The following is a 19,372-nucleotide window of genomic DNA, read 5'->3' on the forward strand; positions in this document are numbered from 1 at the left end:
GGTGTCCTACGGTTCGTCGCCGCTGCTGCCCTCACTGAACCCCGCCACCGTCGCCGCCGGTTACGACCTCCCCGATGCGGTCACCATCGATGGTGAGACGTTGTCGCGCAGCGATCTGGTCGGTGCCGCGACCTCGGTCGCCGAACGGGTCGCCGCCGCCGAGCGCGTCGCGATCCTGGCCCGCCCCACCGCCACCACCGTGCTGGCGATTCTGGGCTGCCTGATCGCCGGGGTCGCCGCCGTGCCCGTGCCCCCGGATGCCGGATCGGCCGAACTCGACCACATTCTCCGCGATTCCGGGGCCCGGGCCTGGCTCGGCGCCGCACCCGAGAATCCGACGCTGCCGGTGATCCCGGTGCGCAAACACGCGCGCTCCTGGCATCGCTACCCCGAACCTGGGCCGGACACAACGGCTTTCATCCTCTACACCTCGGGAACCACCGGCGCCCCCAAGGGAGTGGTGCTCAGTCGCGGCGCCATCGCCGCCGGCCTGGACGCGCTGTTCGAGGCGTGGTCCTGGCGGCCCGACGACGTTCTGGTGCACGGACTTCCGCTGTTCCACGTCCACGGCCTGATCCTGGGCGTGCTGGGCCCGCTGCGAATCGGCAGCGCGCTCGTGCACACCGGTAAACCCACCCCGGCGGCCTATGCCGCGGCGGCCGGCACCGTCTATTTCGGAGTGCCGACGGTGTGGTCCCGCATCGCCGAAGACCCGGATGCGGCACAGGCATTGGCCGGTGCGCGTTTGCTGATATCCGGCAGTGCGCCGCTGCCGGTACCGGTGTTCGAGCGCTTACGAGATCTCACCGGGCACGCGCCGGTGGAGCGCTACGGCATGAGCGAGACCATGATCACGCTGTCCACCCGTGCCGACGGCGAACGTCGTCCGGGGTGGGTCGGCCTGCCGGTCGCGGGCGTGCAGACTCGGCTGCGCGACGAAGCGGGTGAGCCGGTACCGCACGACGGAGAGAGCATCGGCGGACTCCAGGTGCGCGGGCCGATGCTGTTCGACGGCTATCTGAACCGGCCCGACGCCACCGCCGGATGCTGGACCGACGACGGCTGGTTCGTCACCGGTGATGTGGCCGCGATCGATGCCGACGGCTTTCATCGCATCGTCGGCCGCGAATCGGTGGACCTCATCAAATCCGGCGGCTACCGCATCGGGGCGGGAGAGATCGAAACCTGCCTGCTGGGCCACCCCGCGGTCGCGGAGGTCGCGGTGGTCGGGGTGGCGGATGCCGACCTGGGGCAGCGCATCCGCGCCTACGTGGTGCCGCGCGCCGAGGTCGCGATCGCCGCGGATGAACTGATCGGGTTTGTCGCGGAACGGCTTTCGAACCACAAGCGGCCCCGCGAGGTACTGATGGTGACGGATCTGCCGCGCAACGCGATGGGCAAGGTCCAGAAGAAGCGACTCGGCTGAGCCACGATTCGGTGCTGGGAGTGTGCCGAGTTGACCTGTACCACGCTCCAGGTTCTAAGGTCGGCGCATGATCGCAACGCTGTCTGCAGCCCAGATCCGGTATCTGGCGGGCCAACGTCTGGGCCGACTGGCCACCATTCGCCCGGACGGCTCGCCGCAGAACAACCCGGTGGGTTTCCGCTACAACGACGCGCTCGGCACCATCGATATCGCGGGCCACAACATGGGCGCCTCGCAGAAGTTCCGCAACCTGGCCAAGCAGGAGCGCGTCTCGTTCGTCGTCGACGATATCGCCTCGATCGATCCGTGGCAGGTACGGTGCCTCGAAATCCGCGGTGTGGCACAGGCTCTGGCGGACGTCGACACCTACCTCGACGGCGGATCGCGCGAACTGATCCGCATCACCCCGCAACGTGTCCTGGCGTTCGGAATCGAGTGAACCCCCGACGCGAACACCCCCTCCCGGCCGGAACGAGCGGGGAGGGGGTGCGCGGAGAAATCAGTTGGCGTGCAGCGCGGCGTTGAGTTCGATACCGGTGCCCTTGCGCGCGACCACCTCGACGCTGCCGGTGAGGGAATTGCGGCGGAACAGCAGATTCGACTGCCCGGACAGCTCGGCCGCCTTGGTGGTGCGGCCGTCCGGCAGCGCGACCTTGGTGCCGGCGGTGACGTAGAGCCCGGCCTCGACGACGCAATCGTCGCCGAGTGAGATGCCCAGACCGGCGTTCGCGCCGAGCAGGCAACGCTCACCGATCGAGATGACCTGCTTACCGCCGCCGGACAGGGTGCCCATGATGGAGGCGCCGCCGCCCACGTCGGAACCGTCCCCGACCACCACACCGGCCGAGATCCGGCCCTCGACCATGGATGCGCCCAGGGTCCCGGCGTTGAAGTTCACGAAACCCTCGTGCATCACCGTGGTGCCCTCGGCCAGATGCGCACCCAGCCGTACCCGGTCCGCATCCGCGATGCGCACCCCGGCGGGCAGCACGTAATCGACCATGCGCGGGAATTTGTCTACGCCGTAGACGGTCACCGGGCCGCGGGCGCGCAGCTTCGCGCGGACCAGTTCGAACTCCTCGACCGCGCACGGGCCGTGGTTGGTCCACACCACATTCGCCAGCAGGCCGAACTGACCGTCGAGGCTGGCGCCGTGCGGGGCGACGAGCCGATGGGACAGCAGGTGCAGGCGCAGATAGACGTCGTGGGTGTCCACCGGTGCGGCCGCCAGGTCGGCGATCGTGGTGCGCACGGCGACGACCTCGACCCGGCGCCCCTCGTCATGGCCGACGAGGTCGGCGAAGCGGGCGTACTCGGGATCGGTGGGGCTCAGCCGCGCGGACCCGGATTCGGCGAATTCTCCCAGCTCCGGATACGGGTACCAGGTGTCGAGGACCGTACCGTTCACGGTGATCGTCGCCAGGCCGACTGCGGATGCTCCCTGTGTGCTCACGACACCTCAGCCTACTGGGTCGTCCTCGCGAAGCGGTGGGCTCCCCGCAGCGCCCGCGCGCGGGCGCTCACCCGGGTCGTGAGTCGAGCGAACAATTAGGCTGGTCCGGTGACCATCGATCTGCGCGCCGACCCGATCTCGATCACCGCCACCCTCGTCGACATCCCCAGTGTCTCGCGGGACGAGGCTGCGATCACCGACACCGTCGCCTGGGCTCTGCGTGAGCAGACCGAGGGCTTCGAGGTACTGCGGCACGGCAACACCGTGCTGGCGCGCACGAATCGGGGGTTGCCCAACCGGGTGATTCTCGCCGGACACCTCGACACCGTGCCGATCGCCGACAACGTGCCGGGCCGGTTCGAGGTCGTCGACGGGGAAGAGGTGCTGTTCGGCTGCGGCAGCGTCGATATGAAATCCGGTGACGCGGTCTTCCTGCATCTGGCCGCGACCGTCGCGGATCCGGTCTGCGATCTGACCCTCATCTTCTACGACTGTGAGGAGATCGCCGCCGAGTACAACGGACTCGGTCGTATCGAGCGGGAACTGCCGGAATGGCTCGACGGTGATCTGGCGATTCTGGGCGAGCCGTCGGGCTCCTGGATCGAGGCGGGATGTCAGGGCACACTGCGGGTGCGGCTCGGCCTCGGCGGCACCCGCGCGCACACCGCGCGAGCCTGGCTGGGTGACAACGCGATTCACAAACTCGCGCCGGTGCTGCAACGCCTGCGCGAGTACACGCCGCGGGCGGTCGAGATCGACGGCTGCACCTATCGGGAGGGACTGTCGGCGGTCGAGGTATCCGGTGGGGTGGCCGGCAATGTGGTGCCCGACGAGGCCGGGGTGCTGGTCAATTTCCGGTTCGCACCCGATCGCAGCCTCGACGAGGCCACCGAGCACGTACGCGAGGTGTTCGCCGGTCTGGACGTGAGTTTCGAGCGGACCGACGGCGCGCCCGGGGCGCTGCCCGGCCTGTCCGCGCCGGCGGCGAGGGATCTGGTCGAGCGCGTGCACGCGCACGGCGGAGGCGGGGTGCGGGCCAAGTACGGCTGGACCGATGTGTCCCGATTCGCCGCTCGGGGCATACCCGCGGTCAACTTCGGCCCCGGTGATCCCAATCTCGCGCACAAGGTCGACGAGCGGGTACCCACCCGTCAGATCACCACCGTCACCGAGATACTGCGTAACTACCTGACCGGTGACCGGGGCTGAACGGTAGGTTTGCCGCTATGTCCACCGACCCCGAATCCGCACCCGTCAAAGCGCCGAAGTCGACACCGAGATATCGCGGCCCGATCATGTTGCGCCGGGCGCGGAAACAGGGGCTCGGCACCACCGATCAGCATCTACTGGATCGTCGCGACCCCACCGACTGGGTACACACCGACCCGTGGCGGGTCTTGAGAATTCAGAGCGAATTCGTGGAGGGATTCGGTGCGCTCGCCGAAATCCCCAGGGCGGTAGCCGTTTTCGGTTCGGCGCGAACACCGGTGGGTACCCCCGAATACGAGGCCGCCCGGGCGATCGGCGCGGCCCTGGCCGATGCCGGCTTCGCGGTGATCACCGGCGGCGGACCCGGCGTGATGGAGGCCGCCAATCGCGGCGCCAGCGAGGCGGAGGGTTATTCGGTCGGCCTGGGCATCGAATTGCCGATGGAACAGGGCCTCAACGAGTGGGTGGATCTCGGGATCAACTTCCGCTACTTCTTCGCCCGCAAGACGATGTTCGTCAAGTACTCCCAGGCGTTCATCTGCCTGCCGGGCGGATTCGGCACCCTGGACGAACTGTTCGAGGCGCTCACCCTGGTGCAGACGCACAAGATCACCCGCTTCCCGATCGTGCTGTTCGGCACCCGGCACTGGTCCGGGTTGGTCGACTGGTTGCGTGACTCGCTGGCCGGCTCGGGCAAGATCTCGCCCGACGACCTGGGCCTGCTGCATGTGACCGACAGTGTCGACGAGGTGGTTCGGGTCGTGTTGCAAGCCGCCGAGCGGCGGGGCCAGGACACGACTGGGAGGGAGGGCACATGGTGAACGGCGGTCCGTTCGCGGTCTGTGTGTACTGCTCGGCGAGCGCCACCGATCCCGACGCCCTCGCGCTGGCCGCCGAGGTGGGCGCCGAAATCGGGCGCCGCGGTTGGCATCTGGTCTCCGGCGGCGGCCACGTGTCGATGATGGGCGCGGTGGCGGTGGCCGCGCGCGCCGGCGGCGCCCGCACCATCGGCGTGATCCCGAAACGACTGGTCCATCAGGAAGTCGCCGATGTGGACAGCGATGAGCTCATCGTCACCGACACCATGCGCGAACGTAAGCAGATCATGGAGGATCGGGCCGACGCCTTCCTGACCCTGCCCGGCGGAATCGGCACCCTCGAGGAATTCTTCGAGGCGTGGACCGGCGGCTATCTGGGACTGCACGGTAAGCCGCTGGTGGTCCTTGACCCGAACGGGCACTACCGGGGGCTGTTCACCTGGCTGGACGAGCTGCGCGCCTCCGGTTTCATCGGGCGCCCCGCCCTGGATCGGATTACCGTGACCGCGGATACGGCATCCGCGTTCGAAGCCCTGACCACATCGGCGGTGTAGCCGAAACCCGTTGGAGGAGAATGTGTCCACCGAGTCGCGCAACACCGTCGGCCTCTGGGATCTGGTCCGCAAGCTACCCGCGATGGCCGTCGAAGCGCCGGGCATGCTGCGCGGGGCCACGGGCATGCTGGTGCGTGCCGACGACAAATCGTCGGTGGGCCTGTACTTCCAGCAGGCGGCCGCGCGCTATCCGAATCGGATCTTCCTGCGGTTCGAAGGACGCGAATACACCTACCGCGAGGCCAATATCGAAGTGAACTGCTTCGCGCGGGTACTGGCCGACCGCGGGGTGCGGCGCGGCGATGTGGTCGGTGTCCTGATGACCAACCGCCCGGAGACGTTGTTCGTCGTGCTGGCGACGGTGAAACTGGGCGCCACCGTCGGCCTGCTGAATCACAATCAGCGCGAACACGTGCTGGCGCACAGCTTCGGATTGCTCGGCAGCGTCCTCGACGTGATCGGGGAGGAATGCGCCGATGCGCTGCGCTCACTACCGGAGCCGCCCGCGAATCCGCTGTACTCCGAGGAACTTCAGGAGCTGGCACGCGACGCCGATCCGGCCGATCCGCCGGTGTGCGCCGATATCCGGGCCCGCGAACGCGCCTTCCTGATCTTCACCTCCGGGACCACCGGACTGCCGAAGGCCAGCGTCATGACCCACCTGCGCTGGACCAAGAGTATGGCCGGTCTGGGCGGGCTGGGCGTCCGCCTGCGCGGCGCCGATACCATGTACTGCTGTCTGCCGCTGTATCACAACAACGCGCTGACGGTCGCGCTCGGCGCGGTGCTCGGGGCCCGCGCCTCTCTCGCGCTGGGTCGCAAGTTCTCGGCATCGAATTTCTGGAACGAGGTCATCGCGACTCGCTCCACGGCCTTCATCTACATCGGTGAGCTGTGCCGATATCTGCTCAACCAGCCGGAATCGCCACGAGAGCACGAGCATTCGGTGCGGCTCGCGGTCGGCAACGGGCTGCGCCCCGAACTGTGGGACGAATTCCGGCGCCGTTTCGGTATCGGCCGGGTGGTCGAGTTCTACGGTGCCAGTGAGGGAAATATCGCCTTCATCAACGCGTTCGGCGTCGATCGCACCGCCGGATTCGGCCCCCTGCCCTATGCGGTCGTGGAATTCGACGAGGCGACCGGGAAAGCGTGGCGGGGCCCGGACGGCCGATTGCGCCGCGTGCCCTCGGGCGGGGTCGGGCTGCTACTGGCGAAGGTGACCAGCCGCTCGCCGTTCGACGGCTACACCGACGAATCCGCCACGGAATCCAGATTGGTCCGTGACGCCTTCCACGACGGCGACTGCTGGTTCGATACCGGCGATCTGGTGCGAGATCAGCATTGGCGCCACATCGCCTTCGTCGACCGGCTCGGTGACACCTTCCGATGGAAGGGGGAGAACGTCGCCACCACCGAGGTCGAGGGCGCGTTCGACGGCGCCCCCGGCATCACCGAGGCGGTGGTGTACGGCGTGGACGTGCCCGGCGCCGACGGAAAGGCGGGCATGGCCGCCGTCACCCTGGACCCCGGGGCCGAACTCGACGGCCGGGCGCTGGCCGCCCGGCTCTACGATCGCCTGCCCGGATACGCCGTCCCGCTGTTCCTCCGAGTGGTTCCCGAACTGGAAACCACCTCGACCTTCAAGAGCCGCAAGGTGGATCTGCGCAAACAGGGGTACGGACCGGACGGCGACACGACGGTCTACGTCCTGAAGGGCCGTGAGCAGGGGTATGTGGCGTTCTACGACGATTACCCGAACGAGGTGGCCTCCGGCCTGCTTCCCCGGAACTGACCTCCTCCCGAGCGCGTGGTTACGGGGTGCTCGCCGGGCTCTCGGACCGAGCCCCCAATACACTTGCCGGTATGAGTTCTGCGTCACCGTCGCCTACCCTGTGCGGGAAACCGGTGGCGACGGATCGAGCGCTGGTGATGGCGATCGTGAATCGCACGCCGGATTCGTTCTACGACCGAGGCGCCACCTTCTCCGACGACGCGGCGATGGCGGCCGTGGCCCGGGCCGTCGCCGAGGGCGCCGATCTGGTCGATATCGGCGGCGTGAAGGCGGGGCCCGGTGACGAGGTGGACGCCGCGCAGGAGATCCAGCGGGTGGTGCCGTTCGTCGCGGCCATTCGGCATCGTTTTCCCGGACTGTTGATCAGTGTGGATACCTGGCGCGGCGAGGTCGCGCGGGCAGCGGTGACCGAGGGCGCGGATCTGATCAACGACACCTGGGCGGGTGCGGATCCCGATTTGGCCGGAGTCGCCGCGGAACTGGGTGTGGGCATCGTCTGCAGCCATACCGGCGGTGCGCGCCCCCGTACCCGACCGCATCGGGTGCGGTACCCCGATGTGGTGTCCGAGGTCACCGAAACACTGGTGCGGGCCGCGGAGGCGGCGCGGGCGGCGGGGGTCGCCGCGGATTCGATTCTCATCGATCCGACCCACGATTTCGGGAAAAACACTTACCACGGGCTCGAACTGTTGCGGGCCGTGGACATTCTTGTAAATACCGGATGGCCGGTCTTGATGGCGCTGAGCAATAAGGATTTCATCGGAGAGACTCTTGGTGTCGGACTTTCCGAGCGATTGGAGGGCACATTGGCGGCAACCGCATGGTCGGCCGCGGCCGGCGCCCGGGTCTTCCGAGTTCACGAGGTGGCCGCGACCCGGCGCGTCGTGGACATGATCGCGGCGATTCAGGGCATCCGGCCCCCCGCACGAACCTTGCGAGGTCTGGTATGACGTTCGATTGGAATGCCACGAATACGTGGGATCGACCACAGTGGGCGATCGACGAATTGGTCGACGCGAAGAACGGGCGCACCGTTTCGGTGGTGCTGCCCGCGTTGAACGAAGAGCGCACGGTCGCCGATGTGGTGACCAGTATCCGACCGCTGCTCGGCACACTCGTCGACGAGCTGGTCGTATTGGATTCCGGTTCGGTGGACGCCACCGCGGAACGTGCCCGGGCCGCCGGCGCGCGGGTCGTGACCCGCGAGCAGGCGGTGCCGGAGCTGGACCCGGTATCCGGTAAGGGAGAGGTCCTCTGGCGGTCGCTGGCGGCGACCTCCGGTGATCTGGTGGCGTTCGTCGATTCGGATCTGATCGATCCGGATCCGATGTTCGTGCCGAAGCTGCTGGGCCCGCTGCTGACCGTCGACGGTATGCATCTGGTGAAGGCCTACTACCGGCGCCCGCTGCGCCAGGGCGCGGCGGTGGATCAGCACGGCGGCGGCCGGGTGACCGAGTTGGTGGCGCGGCCGTTGCTGGCGGCGCTGCGGCCGGATCTGTCGAAGGTGTTGCAGCCCTTGGGGGGTGAGTACGCGGGCACCCGCGAACTGCTCACCGCGGTGCCGTTCGCACCCGGTTACGGCGTGGAAATCGGTTTGCTGCTGGATACTTTCGATCTGCTGGGGCTGGCGGCGATCGGTCAGGTGAATTTGGGTGTGCGCACGCACCGCAACCGCCCGCTGTCGGATCTGGGCGTCATGAGCCGTCAGATTCTGGGCACCGTCCTGGGGCGTAGCGGAATCCGGGACTCGGGTGCGGCATTGACCCAATTCCCTCTGGTCGGAGAGGAATTCACCGCTCTCACCACCGATGTGCATCTGGCGGACCGCCCGCCGATGAACACGCTGCGGCCCGCACGGGTCGCCGCCTGATTCTCGACGCGAGACCGTGCCCTGCGTGGGTTTCGGCCGAGCGGGCCGAAAACCCACGCAGGGGCGGAGCCGACGCCGAAGGTTCAGCGTTCGTGGCGGTAGATCGGGGTGAGCAGATCCGCCTCCACCGGTTCTCCGGTGCTGCGGTCGTAGCGCACCCCGACCACCACGGAGAAGGCGCGGGTGTCCGCGCGTTCGTGCAGGGTCGCCAGCCGGGTGGCGAGAAGCCGTACGGCGCCGAGTGATCCGGGCGGATGCAGGCCGTCGATCACCAGAATCGTGCCGCGTCCGTCCGGCCGGGGTAGCCGGGCCAGATAGGCGATGTCGTAGGGTTCCGTGCCGCCGGGCCGGTAGACGCGCCGGGCGGCACGGTCCTCGATGGCGCGCCGCACCCGTCCGGCCCGGGCCAGTGTGCGCCGCAATCGCGGATCGGCCGACACCAGATACCGCAGACTGGGCGACAATTCGGGACCGCCGAGCACGATCAGCCCGTCGCGATCGAGATCGAGCGGCCGGCCGGGCAGGAAACGTTCGACCGTGACCGTGAATCCGAGTTGCCGCAACAGTTCCGCCAGGCGATTCGGCGCCGCGGCATCCGGTGCGCCGACCAGCGGCGTGGCGCGGGTCGCGGCGCGCTGATCGGGGGTGAGCACGGTCAGCGGTCCGTGGCCGAAGAACAGGCCCTCCGGTGCGGGGCCCTGGGTGCTGACCTGGTGGATCCGGGCACGTGAAAGCCCCGCTGCCGCACCGATCCTGGCGAAGGTCCACCCCTCGGCGTGCAGCTCCTGGATCACCGCACGGCGGATGCGGGTGAGCTCGTTGATGGTCTGCTGGGCCGCCGCGACCCCTTCGGTGGCGGCCTTGAGTCGCTCGACCTTGTCCTCGATCGCGAAAACTCGCGCCACCTCGTCGGCCGACATGTGCGAAGTCTAGATAGCTCGACAGCAGGATGCGTCTAGTCCGGTTGACGAATCCGGTGCTCACGGCCAATCGAACCGGTGCACCGGATATTTCGGCCGGACCGGACAACCCGGTGCGGCGGCCCGCTCAGGTGGCGTCGAAATCGATCGGAGGTTTCTCGTTGCGGTCGAGCGGTTTCGGCGGCTCGGGCACCGAATAGCCGGACGGTGCCGCGGAATTCGATACGCCGGATCCGGGTACCGCGGAATTGCCGGATTGCCCGTTCGCCGAATTCGAGGCACCGAATGTGCCGGTGAACAGTGAATCGTCACCGTCGAAAAGATGTTTGGTCACCATCGACCGCGGTGTCATACCGCGCAAACCCTCGAGCGGTTTACGGAGCTCGTTGAGTTCTTCCAGGGGTTTGCGCAGTTCGTCGAGTTCGGGTCCGAGATCATTGCGCAGCTGGCTGGTGGCGCCGGAGGCGTAGTCGCGGACCTGACGCAAACTCTGCGCGGTCCAGCGAATCGCCCCCGGAAGCCGTTCCGGGCCGAGAATCACCAGCGCGGCGACCACCAGGATCACCATCTCGGGCCAGCCGATATTGAACATAAGACCAGGCTACTGGGGCGGTTGTGGGGCGTTCTTATCGGATTCCAGGGTGACCGGTACATCGACCTGGCGGCCGTCTCGGATCAGCTGGAAATTCACCGTCTCCCCGATCTGATGGGACTGGACGGCCACCGTCAATTCAGCCGGTTCGGTCACCTGCCGGTCGCCGACCTTGACGATCACATCGCCCTCGGCGATCCCCGCCTTCGCGGCCGGGCTGCCACCCACCACATCGGCGACCGCGGCGCCGCTCATCGCGTCGTTCTCCACCTGCTTGGACTTGGCGCTGACGCCGAGCCACGGGTGGTAGACGACGCCGTCGCGGATCAGGGTCTGCGAGATGCGCTGGACCAGATCGACCGGGATCGCGAAGCCCAGACCGACCGAACCGCCGCTTTCACTGCGGATGGCGGTGTTGATGCCGATCAGCCGGCCTTCGCCGTCCACCAGCGCGCCACCGGAGTTGCCGTGGTTGATCGCGGCGTCGGTCTGCACGGCGTCGAAGGCGCCCGCAGTGTCGTCGCCGGCCTCCGGGCTCTCCTGGATGGCGCGATGCAGGGCGCTGACGATGCCGGAGGTGACGGTCTTGTTCAAGCCCAGCGGTGAGCCGATCGCCAGGACCTCGTCACCGACCTGGACATCACCGGATTTCCCGAGCCGGGCCACGGTGAGGTTCTTGACATCGACCTTCAGGACGGCGAGGTCGGTCTTGGGATCGCGCCCGACCAGCTGAGCCGCGGCCTTGGTGCCGTCGGAGAAGGTGGCCTGGATCTTGGCGCGGCCCGACTTGTCCTGGGCGGCCATCGAGATGACGTGATTGTTGGTGACGATGTAGCCGTTGCCGTCGATCACCACGCCGGAACCCAGCGCGCCGTTGTCGCCGACCGTCTCGCGAATCGACACCACCGACGGCAGCACCGCGTCGGCCACCTTGGCGACCTGGCTGTGTGGCTTGTCGGAATTGCTCTCCTGCTGCAGCGCCACCTTGCGGGAGGTCAGCGCCGAGGTGTTCTCGGCGGTGAACCGGCCGACCAGACCGCCGGCGACGCCGATGACCAGCGCCACGACCCCGAGTACGGCCAGGGCCTTGGGCGCCACGTTGCCGCCGAACAGCACCTCGCGGGCGCTCAGCTTCGTCCCCGGCGGCAAGGGTCGCGGGGCGGGGGTGTGGAGCGCGGGATCGCCGAGCCGGGCGGCGGCTTCGGGATCACGCCACGGATCGGCCGGTGCGCCGGCCGCCGCGGTATCGGTGACGGCGTCGGGATCGCGCTGCAGCAGTTCGTCGGACCCCGCGGGCCTGCCGAAGGCCTCGGCCAGCACCGCGTCCGGGGGACGGTTGACCAGTTGGGGCGCGTCGTGGCGAACCGCAGCGGCCGCGGGGGCGTGCGGGGTGAAGGATCCCACCTGACCCTCGGGGCGGCGGAAAGCGCGGGCGGTGTGTTTATCGATATCCGGGCGATAAACCGGGCGCGGCCCGAGTACGGGCGCGTCCGACGGCCTCAGGTTCCCCCTGTTGGCCGCCGAATCCGATGTGTTGGACGGCGTCGATTCGGTGGTCACGTTCGTGAACTCTACTTGCGCCACCATCCCGTCCACCGCCTGCTCTCGAATCCTATTTCTCGATTCGAGGAGGAAGCGAAACGGAACGAATCCGCCCGCAGGCCGAGGAAACTCGCGCCACGCGACATATTTTCGGTGCTACTTCCGGTCAGATCGGCCAACGGTATTCGACTCAGAGTGTCCTGCAGGTCGGTCGGCGCCGAAATCTGCATTTGCGCGGCGCGGCGCAGTGCCACCCGCGCCTGCTGCTGCGCCTCGACCTCGGCGGCGCATTCGGGGCAGCGGGACAGATGTTCGGCCGCGCGTAGATAGGCATTCATTCTCAGCTCGCCGTCGACGTACGCGACAACGGCCTCACTGGCCAGGTGTTCGGTGGGGGCGAAACGACCCTCGCCAGTCATACGGATGCACACCCTTCCGACGGACTACAGCTTCGCCGGGCATATGCCGCGGCGCCTCGACCGCTGTCTACCCGACCTTCTCCTCAGCGGCGTACCGCTGCTGAGAACCATTATGCGCAAGGTACTCCCGCAGCGCCTGACGGCCGCGATGGATCCGGCTGCGCACGGTTCCCAGCTTTACCCCGAGGGTAGCGCCGATCTCCTCGTACGACAGACCCTCGATATCGCAGAGCACGACCGCGGCGCGGAACTCCGGCGCCAGCGCGTCGAGCGCACGCTGCAGATCCGGATCCAGCCGGGCGTCGTGATAGACCTGCTCGGGCCCGGGGCCCTCGGAAGGCACCCGGTCGTAGTCCTCGGGCAGCGCCTCCATCCGGATGCGGTTACGCCGGCGGACCATGTCCAGGAACAGGTTCGTGGTGATCCGGTGCAGCCAGCCCTCGAAGGTGCCGGGCTGATAGCTCTGCAGGGAGCGGAAGACCCGGATGAACGTCTCCTGGGTCAGATCCTCGGCGTCCTGCGGGTCGCCGGTCAGGCGGTAGGCCAGCCGGTACACCCGGTCGGCGTGTTCGCGGACCAGTTCGTCCCACGACGGCATCATGGTGCGGTCGCCGGTGGCGTCGAAGGCGGCGGTGCCGCTGAGCTCGTCGTCGTCGGCCGCTTGCGCGCTACCGGCGGATTCCTGGCCATCGGCCGGAATTTCGGTATCGTCGAATTCGGTGCCGATGATCACATCGTCGCGAGCCGCGCCGGGCAGCTCGTAATCGGCCGAGACGCCGACCGGCAGACTCGACTCGGGCAGGGTGGCGTACTCACGCGCCGCATCGACCTTGTGGATGGGGTGACCTCCTACTCGGGACCGTGGCAGGCGCACGACGACTGGTGGTCATCGCGTACCGGGTACAACCCGCGACCTGCGTGCGGTGTTCCCGGGCGCCGTCCGGCGGTCGGCCGGCCCTTGCTTGGTCCTACTCTGGCGGTTCCCGATGTGCCGGTGGTATGGGGAGGCTGAGGGACACCTGAGAAAAACAGCGGCCGTCGTCGCGCTCCTCGGGTGTCACGCCGTTAGCCTCATATTCGTGAGCCACATCCCAGCGGCATCGGCCCTGCAGCGCAACCTCGCCTACGTGGAGGAATCCGTGGTCGAGGACGAGATCCTCATCGCCGCGCGCGAGCGGGCCACCGAACTGGGCGCCGCGCCGGTGCCGCCGTCGGTGGGCGCGTTGCTCAGCATGTACGCCCAGTTGCTCGGGGCCCGCGCGGTGGTCGAGGTCGGTACCGGCGCCGGAATCAGCGGATTGTGGCTGCTGGACGGTATGCGCGAGGACGGCACGCTGACCACCATCGATTCCGAACCGGAGCATCAGCGCGCCGCCAAGGACGCGTTCCGGGCGGCCGATATCGCCACGGCGCGCACCCGGTTGATCAACGGCCGCGCCCTCGATGTGCTGCCGCGGCTCGCCGACGGCGCCTACGACCTCGTCTTCATCGACGCGGCGCCGCTCGAGCAGCCGCAGTACGTCGAACAGGCCGTGCGGCTGCTGCGGGAGGGTGGTGCGTTGCTGATGTACAACGCCCTGCTCGGGGGCCGGGTGCCCGATCCGGCCCAGCGGGACGCGGCCACCCAGGCGGTGCGCGCCGCGACCCGGGCGGTGGCCGAGGATCCGGATCTGACCAGTGTGCTGATCCCGGTCGGGGACGGCCTGCTCTGCGCCTCTCGCGGTTGACCCCGCACCGGATCGGACTCTGATCCGACGCTCTCACCTCGGCGTTCGCAGCCGAAAAATTCCCTGTGGCCAGAGTCTTGCGTGCGAATTGAACGAGTGTTTAGTATATTGAACATGTGTTTAAGGGAACAGCCGTACCGGAAGGATCCGCCTCGGATCTGAGCACTCCCGCCCGGATCCGGGACGCGGCGATCGTCGTCTTCGGGGACGAGGGATTCGGGGTCGGCGTGCGGGCCATCGCCAAGGCGGCGGGGGTCTCACCCGGACTCGTCAACCACCATTTCGGATCCAAGGACGGACTGCGTGAGGCGTGCGATGAACATGTGCGCGCGGTCATTCGCGCCGCGAAGACCGAATACGTTCAACAGCCCTCGCCGAATTCGACCCTCAAGGCGCTCGCCGAGATCGAGGAGTTCGCGCCCTACACCGCGTATCTGATGCGCAGCTTTCAGGCCGGGGGAACACTCATGACCTCGCTGTTCGATCAGATGCGCAGCGATGTGGAGTCCTACCTCGAGGTCGGCATCGCGGCCGGCACACTGCGCCGGCCCAGGGATGTATCGGCGACGGCGAATTATCTGGCGGTACAGAACGGCGGCGGATTCTTCTTCTTCCTGCAGCTCTACTCCGCCAGGCACGAAGGAAAGCTCGACTTTCGAAAAGCGTTGCGCGAGTACGCCGAACAGATGATGCTGCCGGCGGTCGAGGTCAACACGCACGGTCTCTTCGCCGACTCGGCGTTGCTGGACTCGCTACTCGCCGACCTGTGAACCGTTATCTCACAAGGAGATTCGATGTCATCGGCAATCGACGTCCGGAAGCTGCACAAGCATTTCGGATCGGTACACGCACTGGACGGCCTCGACCTCGAGGTCGCCGAGGGTGAGGTGCACGGCTTCCTCGGGCCCAACGGCGCCGGCAAGTCGACCACCATCCGCATTCTGCTGGGCATTCTCGCCCGCACCTCCGGGCAGGCGCGGGTCCTCGGCCGCGACCCGTGGACCGACGCGGTGGAACTGCACCGCGATATCGCCTATGTGCCGGGCGATGTCACACTGTGGCCGTCGTTGTCGGGTGGGGAGACCATCGATCTGCTGGCGCGGATGCGCGGCGGGATCGACACCGCACGGCGCGCCGAACTGATCGAGCGCTTCGAACTCGATCCGCGCAAGAAGGCGCGCACCTACTCCAAGGGCAACCGGCAGAAGGTCGCGCTGGTCTCGGCCTTCTCCTCCGATGCCCGGCTGCTGCTGCTCGACGAACCGACCTCCGGCCTGGATCCGTTGATGGAACAGATCTTCCGGGAGTGCGCGCGGGAGGCGGCCGAACGCGGCGCCACGGTGCTGCTGTCGAGCCACATCCTCTCCGAGGTGGAGGCGCTGTGTGACCGGGTCACGATCATCCGCGCCGGACGCACCGTGGAGAGCGGCACACTGGCCGAGATGCGGCATCTCAGTCGCACCTCGATCAAGGCCGAACTCATCGGCGACCCGGGCGATCTCGGCGCCATCGAGGGTGTCGAGGACGTCAGCATCTCCGATCACATGCTCAGCTGCCAGGTCGACGGCGAACACCTCGGTGAACTGATCCGTGTCCTCGGCGATGCCGGGGTGCGCAGTCTGGTCAGCCAGCCGCCGACCCTGGAAGAGCTGTTCCTGCGCCACTATTCGCTGGACGGCGACGCGGCAGCAGATTCCCGGCCGGGGTCCGAGTCCGCCGGCCGTACCCTGACCGAGGCCACGAAATGACCACCGCCACCGTTACCCGCCCGCACGGCGGATTCGCCGAATCGGCGCGGAGCGGTTCGGATTTCACCGGAACCGGGCAACTGCTCCGACTGTATCTGCGGCGCGATCGCATCGTGCTGCCGCTGTGGGTTCTGCTGCTGTCGCTGCCATTGGGCAGCGTCTACGTCTCCAGTGTCGACAAGCTGTACTCGTCACCGGCCGATCTGCAGAATTTCGCGCAGACGATCCTGTCGAGTCCCGCGCAGCTGGCGATGTACGGCCCGATCTACAACACCACACTCGGCGCGTCCGGAGTGTGGAAGGCGGGGATGTTCTACACCCTGATCGGGATCGCGACGATTCTGACCGTCATCCGGCACACCCGTGCCGAGGAGGAGAGCGGGCGTGAGGAACTGCTCGCCTCCACCCGGGTCGGACGGTTCGCCGCGCTCACCGCGACCCTGCTGCTGACCTGTGGCGCGTGTCTGGTGGCCGGGCTCGTCGCCACGCTGAGTATCGCCGCGGCGGGCGTGCCGTTCAACGGCTCACTGGCCTTCGGCGCCGCCCTGGCCGCCTCCGGCATCGTCTTCACGGCCGTCGCCGCCGTGGCCGCGCAGTTGAGCGCCGGCGCCCGCCTGGCCCGGGGCATCGCCCTCGCGGTCCTGGCGGTGACCTTCACCCTGCGCGCCATCGGTGACGCGCGCGCCGGGGACGGCCCGACCGACATCCTGACCTGGCTGTCGCCGCAGGGCTGGTCGTTGCAGGTGCGGCCGTTCGCGGGTGATCGCTGGTGGGTGCTGCTGCTGCACGCGGCGGCCACCCTGGTGCTGATCGCGGTCGCGTACACCCTGTTGCGGCGGCGCGATATGGGGGCGGGGCTGATCGCCGAACGCCCCGGCCCCTCGGCGGGATCGGCACTGCTGAGCGGACCGCTGGGATTGGCATGGCGGCTGCAGCGCGGCACGCTGCTGGCATGGACCGTCGGGCTCGCCCTCTACGGACTGGTCATCGGCAGTGTCATCCACGGCATCGGTGACGAGATCGGTTCCAGTCAGGCCGTGCGCGATGTGATCGCACGGCTCGGCGGCTCCCAGGGAGTCGAGCAGGCCTTCCTGAACACCGCCTATTCGATGGTCGGATTGGCCGCGGCGGCCTATTCGATATCGGCGGCGCTGCGGATGTTCTCGGAGGAGAGCAACGACCGGGCCGAGACGGTGCTCACCGGCTCTGTCGGCCGAATTCGGTGGGCGGCAACACATCTGCTCTTCGCATTCGGCGGACCGGTGCTGGCGCTGTTCGTCTCCGGCGCTCTCGGCGGCATCGCCTACGGTATCGCGGCCGGGGATATGGGCGACAAATTCCCGCAGGCGCTGAGCGCGGCGATGATTCAGATTCCGGCGGTCTGGGTGTTCACCGCGATCACCGTGCTGCTGTTCGGTCTGCTGCCGCGCTGGACACCGGTGGCATGGGGTGTGCTGACGGCCGGGGTGGCGGTGTACCTGCTGGGGTCGATAGCCGGTATGCCGCAGTGGGTTCTGGACCTCAACCCCTACGGTCATCTGCCCAAACTCCCGGCGGAGGCATTCCGTGCGACTCCGGTGATCGTGCTGGTCGTACTCGCGGCCGTGCTGACCGCGATCGGTCTGGCCGCCTGGCGTCGCCGCGATCTCCGCTGACCCGCACGGCATTTCGCCGCCCTGCCGTCCCCGCCGCGGGGACGGCCGGGCGGCCTTTGCCGATAGCCGAGACCGCCTTTGAGCCGATACCATTGGGATAGCGGGCAATTCGGCAGTATCGGGAGGCGGGGCGTGTACGATCGTCGGGGAGCGTACGAGCGCAGCGTCTTCATCGAGGTTGCGCCCCGAGGCTGGCTCATTCTGGGGATTGTGGCCCTCGGTGGCGCGGTCTTCGTGGCACTCCTGGTGATGTTGCTGGTCAGCAACGACAAATTCGACGATCCGGCCCGCCAGCCGAAGGTTCCGCACGGCACCTGCACCCCGTTCTGCTACACCCCCGAAAGTCCTGGTGTCACCCAACCGGCGCCGCCGGCGCAATATCCGATGCCCGGCCGCTGAGCATCCGTCAGACCCACACACCCTTGCCGACGGTCACCACACCGCCGTTGCTCACCGCGAAACGGTCACGGTCGCGATCGAGATCGACGCCGATGATCTCGCCCTCGCCGACCATCACGTTCTTGTCCAGGATCGCGCGCCGCACCACCGCGCCCCGGCCGATGCGCACACCGGGCATCAGCACGCTGCCCTCCACGGTGGCCCCGTCCTCGATGAACACATTCGAACTGAGGACCGAATTGCGTACCGTCGCCGCGGACAGAATGCTGCCCGCGCCGACGATGCATTCCTGGGCCAGCCCGCCCTGCGCGAATTTCGCCGGGGCGAGATTCTCCGTGGTACCGCGAATGGGCCAGTGCCGGTTGTAGAGATTGAAAATCGGGTGCACCGAGACCAGGTCCATATGGGCGGCGTAGAAGGCGTCGATGGTTCCCACATCCCGCCAATAGCCGCGGTCACGATCGGTGGAGCCCGGGACATCGTTGCGCGCGAAATCGTAGACACCGGCCTGACCCTGCGCGACCAGTCCGGGAATGATGTCGCCGCCCATATCGTGATCGGAGTCGACATCGTCGGCATCGGCGCGAATCGCGTCGACCAGCACCTTGGTGGTGAAGACGTAATTGCCCATCGAGGCGAAGGTCATATTGGGATCGTCGGGAATTCCGGGCGGATGGACCGGCTTCTCCAGGAATTGGGTGATGCGCCCGGACTCGTCGGAGTCGATACAGCCGAACGCGCCCGCGTCGCTGCGCGGTACCCGGATCCCGGCCACGGTCACACCCGCACCGGAATCGATGTGATGGGCCACCATCTGCTCGGGATCCATGCGATAGACGTGATCGGCGCCGAAAACCACGATGTAGTCGGGATCCTCGTCGTAGATCAGATTCAGCGACTGCATGATGGCGTCGGCGCTGCCGGTGTACCAGCGAGGCCCGAGCCGCTGCTGCGCGGGGACCGGAGTGATGTATTCACCGCCGAATCCGGACAGCCGCCAGGTCTGGGAGATATGACGGTCCAGCGAATGTGATTTGTACTGGGTGAGCACGCAGATGCGCAGATATCCGGCGTTGACCAGGTTGGAGAGGACGAAATCGATCAGGCGGTAGGCACCCCCGAAAGGGACCGCCGGTTTGGCGCGGTCCTTGGTGAGGGGAAAGAGTCGTTTACCCTCACCACCGGCTAGCACTACCCCGAGTACGTGCGGCTGGCTCCTCACGCATTTCAACCTACCGTTCGGGGCCG

At 67.6% G+C, this 19,372-nt stretch carries 20 protein-coding genes; 13 read left to right on the plus strand and 7 right to left on the minus strand.

From position 1 onward, the window contains the following. Position 1: 1 nt before the first annotated feature. Positions 2 to 1,426: an acyl-CoA synthetase gene (locus tag LKD76_RS06985; protein ID WP_227980170.1), complete on the plus strand. Its 1,425-nt coding sequence runs from the start codon at positions 2 to 4 to the stop codon at positions 1,424 to 1,426. Between the two features lie 67 nt (positions 1,427 to 1,493). After that, positions 1,494 to 1,865 carry a PPOX class F420-dependent oxidoreductase gene (locus LKD76_RS06990; protein ID WP_227980172.1) on the plus strand — a complete coding sequence of 124 codons (372 nt, stop codon included), beginning with the start codon at positions 1,494 to 1,496 and terminating at the stop codon, positions 1,863 to 1,865. 60 nt (positions 1,866 to 1,925) lie between these two features. On the opposite strand, the gene dapD is transcribed toward LKD76_RS06990, so the two are convergent. Next, positions 1,926 to 2,879 carry a 2,3,4,5-tetrahydropyridine-2,6-dicarboxylate N-succinyltransferase gene (gene dapD, locus LKD76_RS06995; protein WP_227980174.1) on the minus strand — a complete coding sequence of 318 codons (954 nt, stop codon included), beginning with the start codon at positions 2,877 to 2,879 and terminating at the stop codon, positions 1,926 to 1,928. 108 nt (positions 2,880 to 2,987) lie between these two features. Between dapD and dapE the strand changes: the two genes are divergently transcribed. From dapE to LKD76_RS07025, 6 genes are all read left to right on the plus strand, one after another. Continuing rightward, positions 2,988 to 4,088, plus strand: coding sequence for a succinyl-diaminopimelate desuccinylase (gene dapE / locus LKD76_RS07000; protein WP_227980176.1), 1,101 nt, complete (start codon positions 2,988 to 2,990; stop codon positions 4,086 to 4,088). A gap of 17 nt (positions 4,089 to 4,105) precedes the next feature. After that, the gene (locus tag LKD76_RS07005) at positions 4,106 to 4,909 is read left to right on the plus strand and encodes an LOG family protein (RefSeq protein ID WP_227980177.1); all 804 of its coding nucleotides are present in this window, start codon (positions 4,106 to 4,108) and stop codon (positions 4,907 to 4,909) included. Then, positions 4,903 to 5,460: an LOG family protein gene (locus LKD76_RS07010; RefSeq protein ID WP_227980178.1), complete on the plus strand. Its 558-nt coding sequence runs from the start codon at positions 4,903 to 4,905 to the stop codon at positions 5,458 to 5,460. The genes LKD76_RS07005 and LKD76_RS07010 overlap by 7 nt, the downstream gene beginning before the upstream one ends. A gap of 22 nt (positions 5,461 to 5,482) precedes the next feature. Beyond that, positions 5,483 to 7,252, plus strand: a complete 1,770-nt coding sequence (locus LKD76_RS07015) for a long-chain-acyl-CoA synthetase (protein WP_227980179.1) — start codon at positions 5,483 to 5,485, stop codon at positions 7,250 to 7,252. A gap of 71 nt (positions 7,253 to 7,323) precedes the next feature. Continuing rightward, positions 7,324 to 8,202 (plus strand): dihydropteroate synthase, encoded by an 879-nt coding sequence (gene folP / locus LKD76_RS07020; RefSeq protein WP_227980186.1) that lies wholly within the window; start codon positions 7,324 to 7,326, stop codon positions 8,200 to 8,202. Further along, complete coding sequence (locus LKD76_RS07025; RefSeq protein ID WP_227980188.1) at positions 8,199 to 9,122, plus strand: glucosyl-3-phosphoglycerate synthase; 924 nt, start codon at positions 8,199 to 8,201, stop codon at positions 9,120 to 9,122. Before folP ends, LKD76_RS07025 begins: the two co-directional genes overlap by 4 nt. Positions 9,123 to 9,205: 83 nt before the next feature. On the opposite strand, the gene LKD76_RS07030 is transcribed toward LKD76_RS07025, so the two are convergent. From LKD76_RS07030 to sigE, 5 genes are all read right to left on the minus strand, one after another. Beyond that, a complete protein-coding gene (locus tag LKD76_RS07030) occupies positions 9,206 to 10,042 on the minus strand; it encodes a hypothetical protein (protein WP_227980190.1) in 837 nt (278 codons plus the stop codon). 127 nt (positions 10,043 to 10,169) lie between these two features. Then, positions 10,170 to 10,634 carry a Sec-independent protein translocase protein TatB gene (gene tatB, locus LKD76_RS07035; protein ID WP_227980191.1) on the minus strand — a complete coding sequence of 155 codons (465 nt, stop codon included), beginning with the start codon at positions 10,632 to 10,634 and terminating at the stop codon, positions 10,170 to 10,172. A gap of 9 nt (positions 10,635 to 10,643) precedes the next feature. Then, entirely contained in the window at positions 10,644 to 12,221 is a 1,578-nt protein-coding gene (locus LKD76_RS07040; RefSeq protein WP_372465757.1) for a S1C family serine protease, read from the minus strand. Next, on the minus strand, positions 12,206 to 12,595 hold the full coding sequence (locus tag LKD76_RS07045; RefSeq protein ID WP_227980192.1) for an anti-sigma factor: 390 nt from the start codon (positions 12,593 to 12,595) through the stop codon (positions 12,206 to 12,208). The genes LKD76_RS07040 and LKD76_RS07045 overlap by 16 nt, the downstream gene beginning before the upstream one ends. Positions 12,596 to 12,662: 67 nt before the next feature. Continuing rightward, the gene (gene sigE, locus LKD76_RS07050) at positions 12,663 to 13,469 is read right to left on the minus strand and encodes an RNA polymerase sigma factor SigE (RefSeq protein ID WP_372465759.1); all 807 of its coding nucleotides are present in this window, start codon (positions 13,467 to 13,469) and stop codon (positions 12,663 to 12,665) included. A 214-nt stretch (positions 13,470 to 13,683) separates the two neighbouring features. Here sigE and LKD76_RS07055 point away from each other — a divergent pair, with 214 nt between their 5' ends. The 5 genes from LKD76_RS07055 to LKD76_RS07075 all read left to right on the plus strand — a co-directional run bounded on the left by LKD76_RS07055 (position 13,684) and on the right by LKD76_RS07075 (position 18,124). Continuing rightward, the gene (locus LKD76_RS07055; protein ID WP_227985130.1) at positions 13,684 to 14,322 is read left to right on the plus strand and encodes an O-methyltransferase; all 639 of its coding nucleotides are present in this window, start codon (positions 13,684 to 13,686) and stop codon (positions 14,320 to 14,322) included. A 116-nt stretch (positions 14,323 to 14,438) separates the two neighbouring features. Beyond that, on the plus strand, positions 14,439 to 15,092 hold the full coding sequence (locus LKD76_RS07060) for a TetR/AcrR family transcriptional regulator (protein WP_227980194.1): 654 nt from the start codon (positions 14,439 to 14,441) through the stop codon (positions 15,090 to 15,092). Between the two features lie 24 nt (positions 15,093 to 15,116). Further along, positions 15,117 to 16,070, plus strand: a complete 954-nt coding sequence (locus LKD76_RS07065) for an ABC transporter ATP-binding protein (RefSeq protein ID WP_227980195.1) — start codon at positions 15,117 to 15,119, stop codon at positions 16,068 to 16,070. Next, on the plus strand, positions 16,067 to 17,725 hold the full coding sequence (locus LKD76_RS07070; RefSeq protein ID WP_227980196.1) for an ABC transporter permease: 1,659 nt from the start codon (positions 16,067 to 16,069) through the stop codon (positions 17,723 to 17,725). Before LKD76_RS07065 ends, LKD76_RS07070 begins: the two co-directional genes overlap by 4 nt. A gap of 132 nt (positions 17,726 to 17,857) precedes the next feature. Then, a complete protein-coding gene (locus tag LKD76_RS07075; protein WP_227980197.1) occupies positions 17,858 to 18,124 on the plus strand; it encodes a hypothetical protein in 267 nt (88 codons plus the stop codon). Between the two features lie 7 nt (positions 18,125 to 18,131). On the opposite strand, the gene glgC is transcribed toward LKD76_RS07075, so the two are convergent. Then, on the minus strand, positions 18,132 to 19,346 hold the full coding sequence (glgC, locus tag LKD76_RS07080; RefSeq protein WP_227980198.1) for a glucose-1-phosphate adenylyltransferase: 1,215 nt from the start codon (positions 19,344 to 19,346) through the stop codon (positions 18,132 to 18,134). Between the last annotated feature and the right edge of the window lie 26 nt (positions 19,347 to 19,372).

This window comes from Nocardia spumae (assembly GCF_020733635.1).
In the GTDB taxonomy this organism is placed as follows: Bacteria; Actinomycetota; Actinomycetes; order Mycobacteriales; family Mycobacteriaceae; genus Nocardia; species Nocardia spumae.

Coding starts and splice junctions, on each gene's coding strand:
- LKD76_RS06990 (WP_227980172.1), top strand. CDS start 1,494: ATGATCGCAACGCTGTCTGCAGCCCAGATCCGGTATCTGGCGGGCCAA.
- LKD76_RS07005 (WP_227980177.1), top strand. CDS start 4,106: ATGTCCACCGACCCCGAATCCGCACCCGTCAAAGCGCCGAAGTCGACA.
- LKD76_RS07010 (WP_227980178.1), top strand. CDS start 4,903: ATGGTGAACGGCGGTCCGTTCGCGGTCTGTGTGTACTGCTCGGCGAGC.
- folP (WP_227980186.1), top strand. CDS start 7,324: ATGAGTTCTGCGTCACCGTCGCCTACCCTGTGCGGGAAACCGGTGGCG.
- LKD76_RS07025 (WP_227980188.1), top strand. CDS start 8,199: ATGACGTTCGATTGGAATGCCACGAATACGTGGGATCGACCACAGTGG.
- LKD76_RS07030 (WP_227980190.1), bottom strand. CDS start 10,042: ATGTCGGCCGACGAGGTGGCGCGAGTTTTCGCGATCGAGGACAAGGTC.
- tatB (WP_227980191.1), bottom strand. CDS start 10,634: ATGTTCAATATCGGCTGGCCCGAGATGGTGATCCTGGTGGTCGCCGCG.
- LKD76_RS07040 (WP_372465757.1), bottom strand. CDS start 12,221: ATGGTGGCGCAAGTAGAGTTCACGAACGTGACCACCGAATCGACGCCG.
- LKD76_RS07045 (WP_227980192.1), bottom strand. CDS start 12,595: ATGACTGGCGAGGGTCGTTTCGCCCCCACCGAACACCTGGCCAGTGAG.
- LKD76_RS07065 (WP_227980195.1), top strand. CDS start 15,117: ATGTCATCGGCAATCGACGTCCGGAAGCTGCACAAGCATTTCGGATCG.
- LKD76_RS07070 (WP_227980196.1), top strand. CDS start 16,067: ATGACCACCGCCACCGTTACCCGCCCGCACGGCGGATTCGCCGAATCG.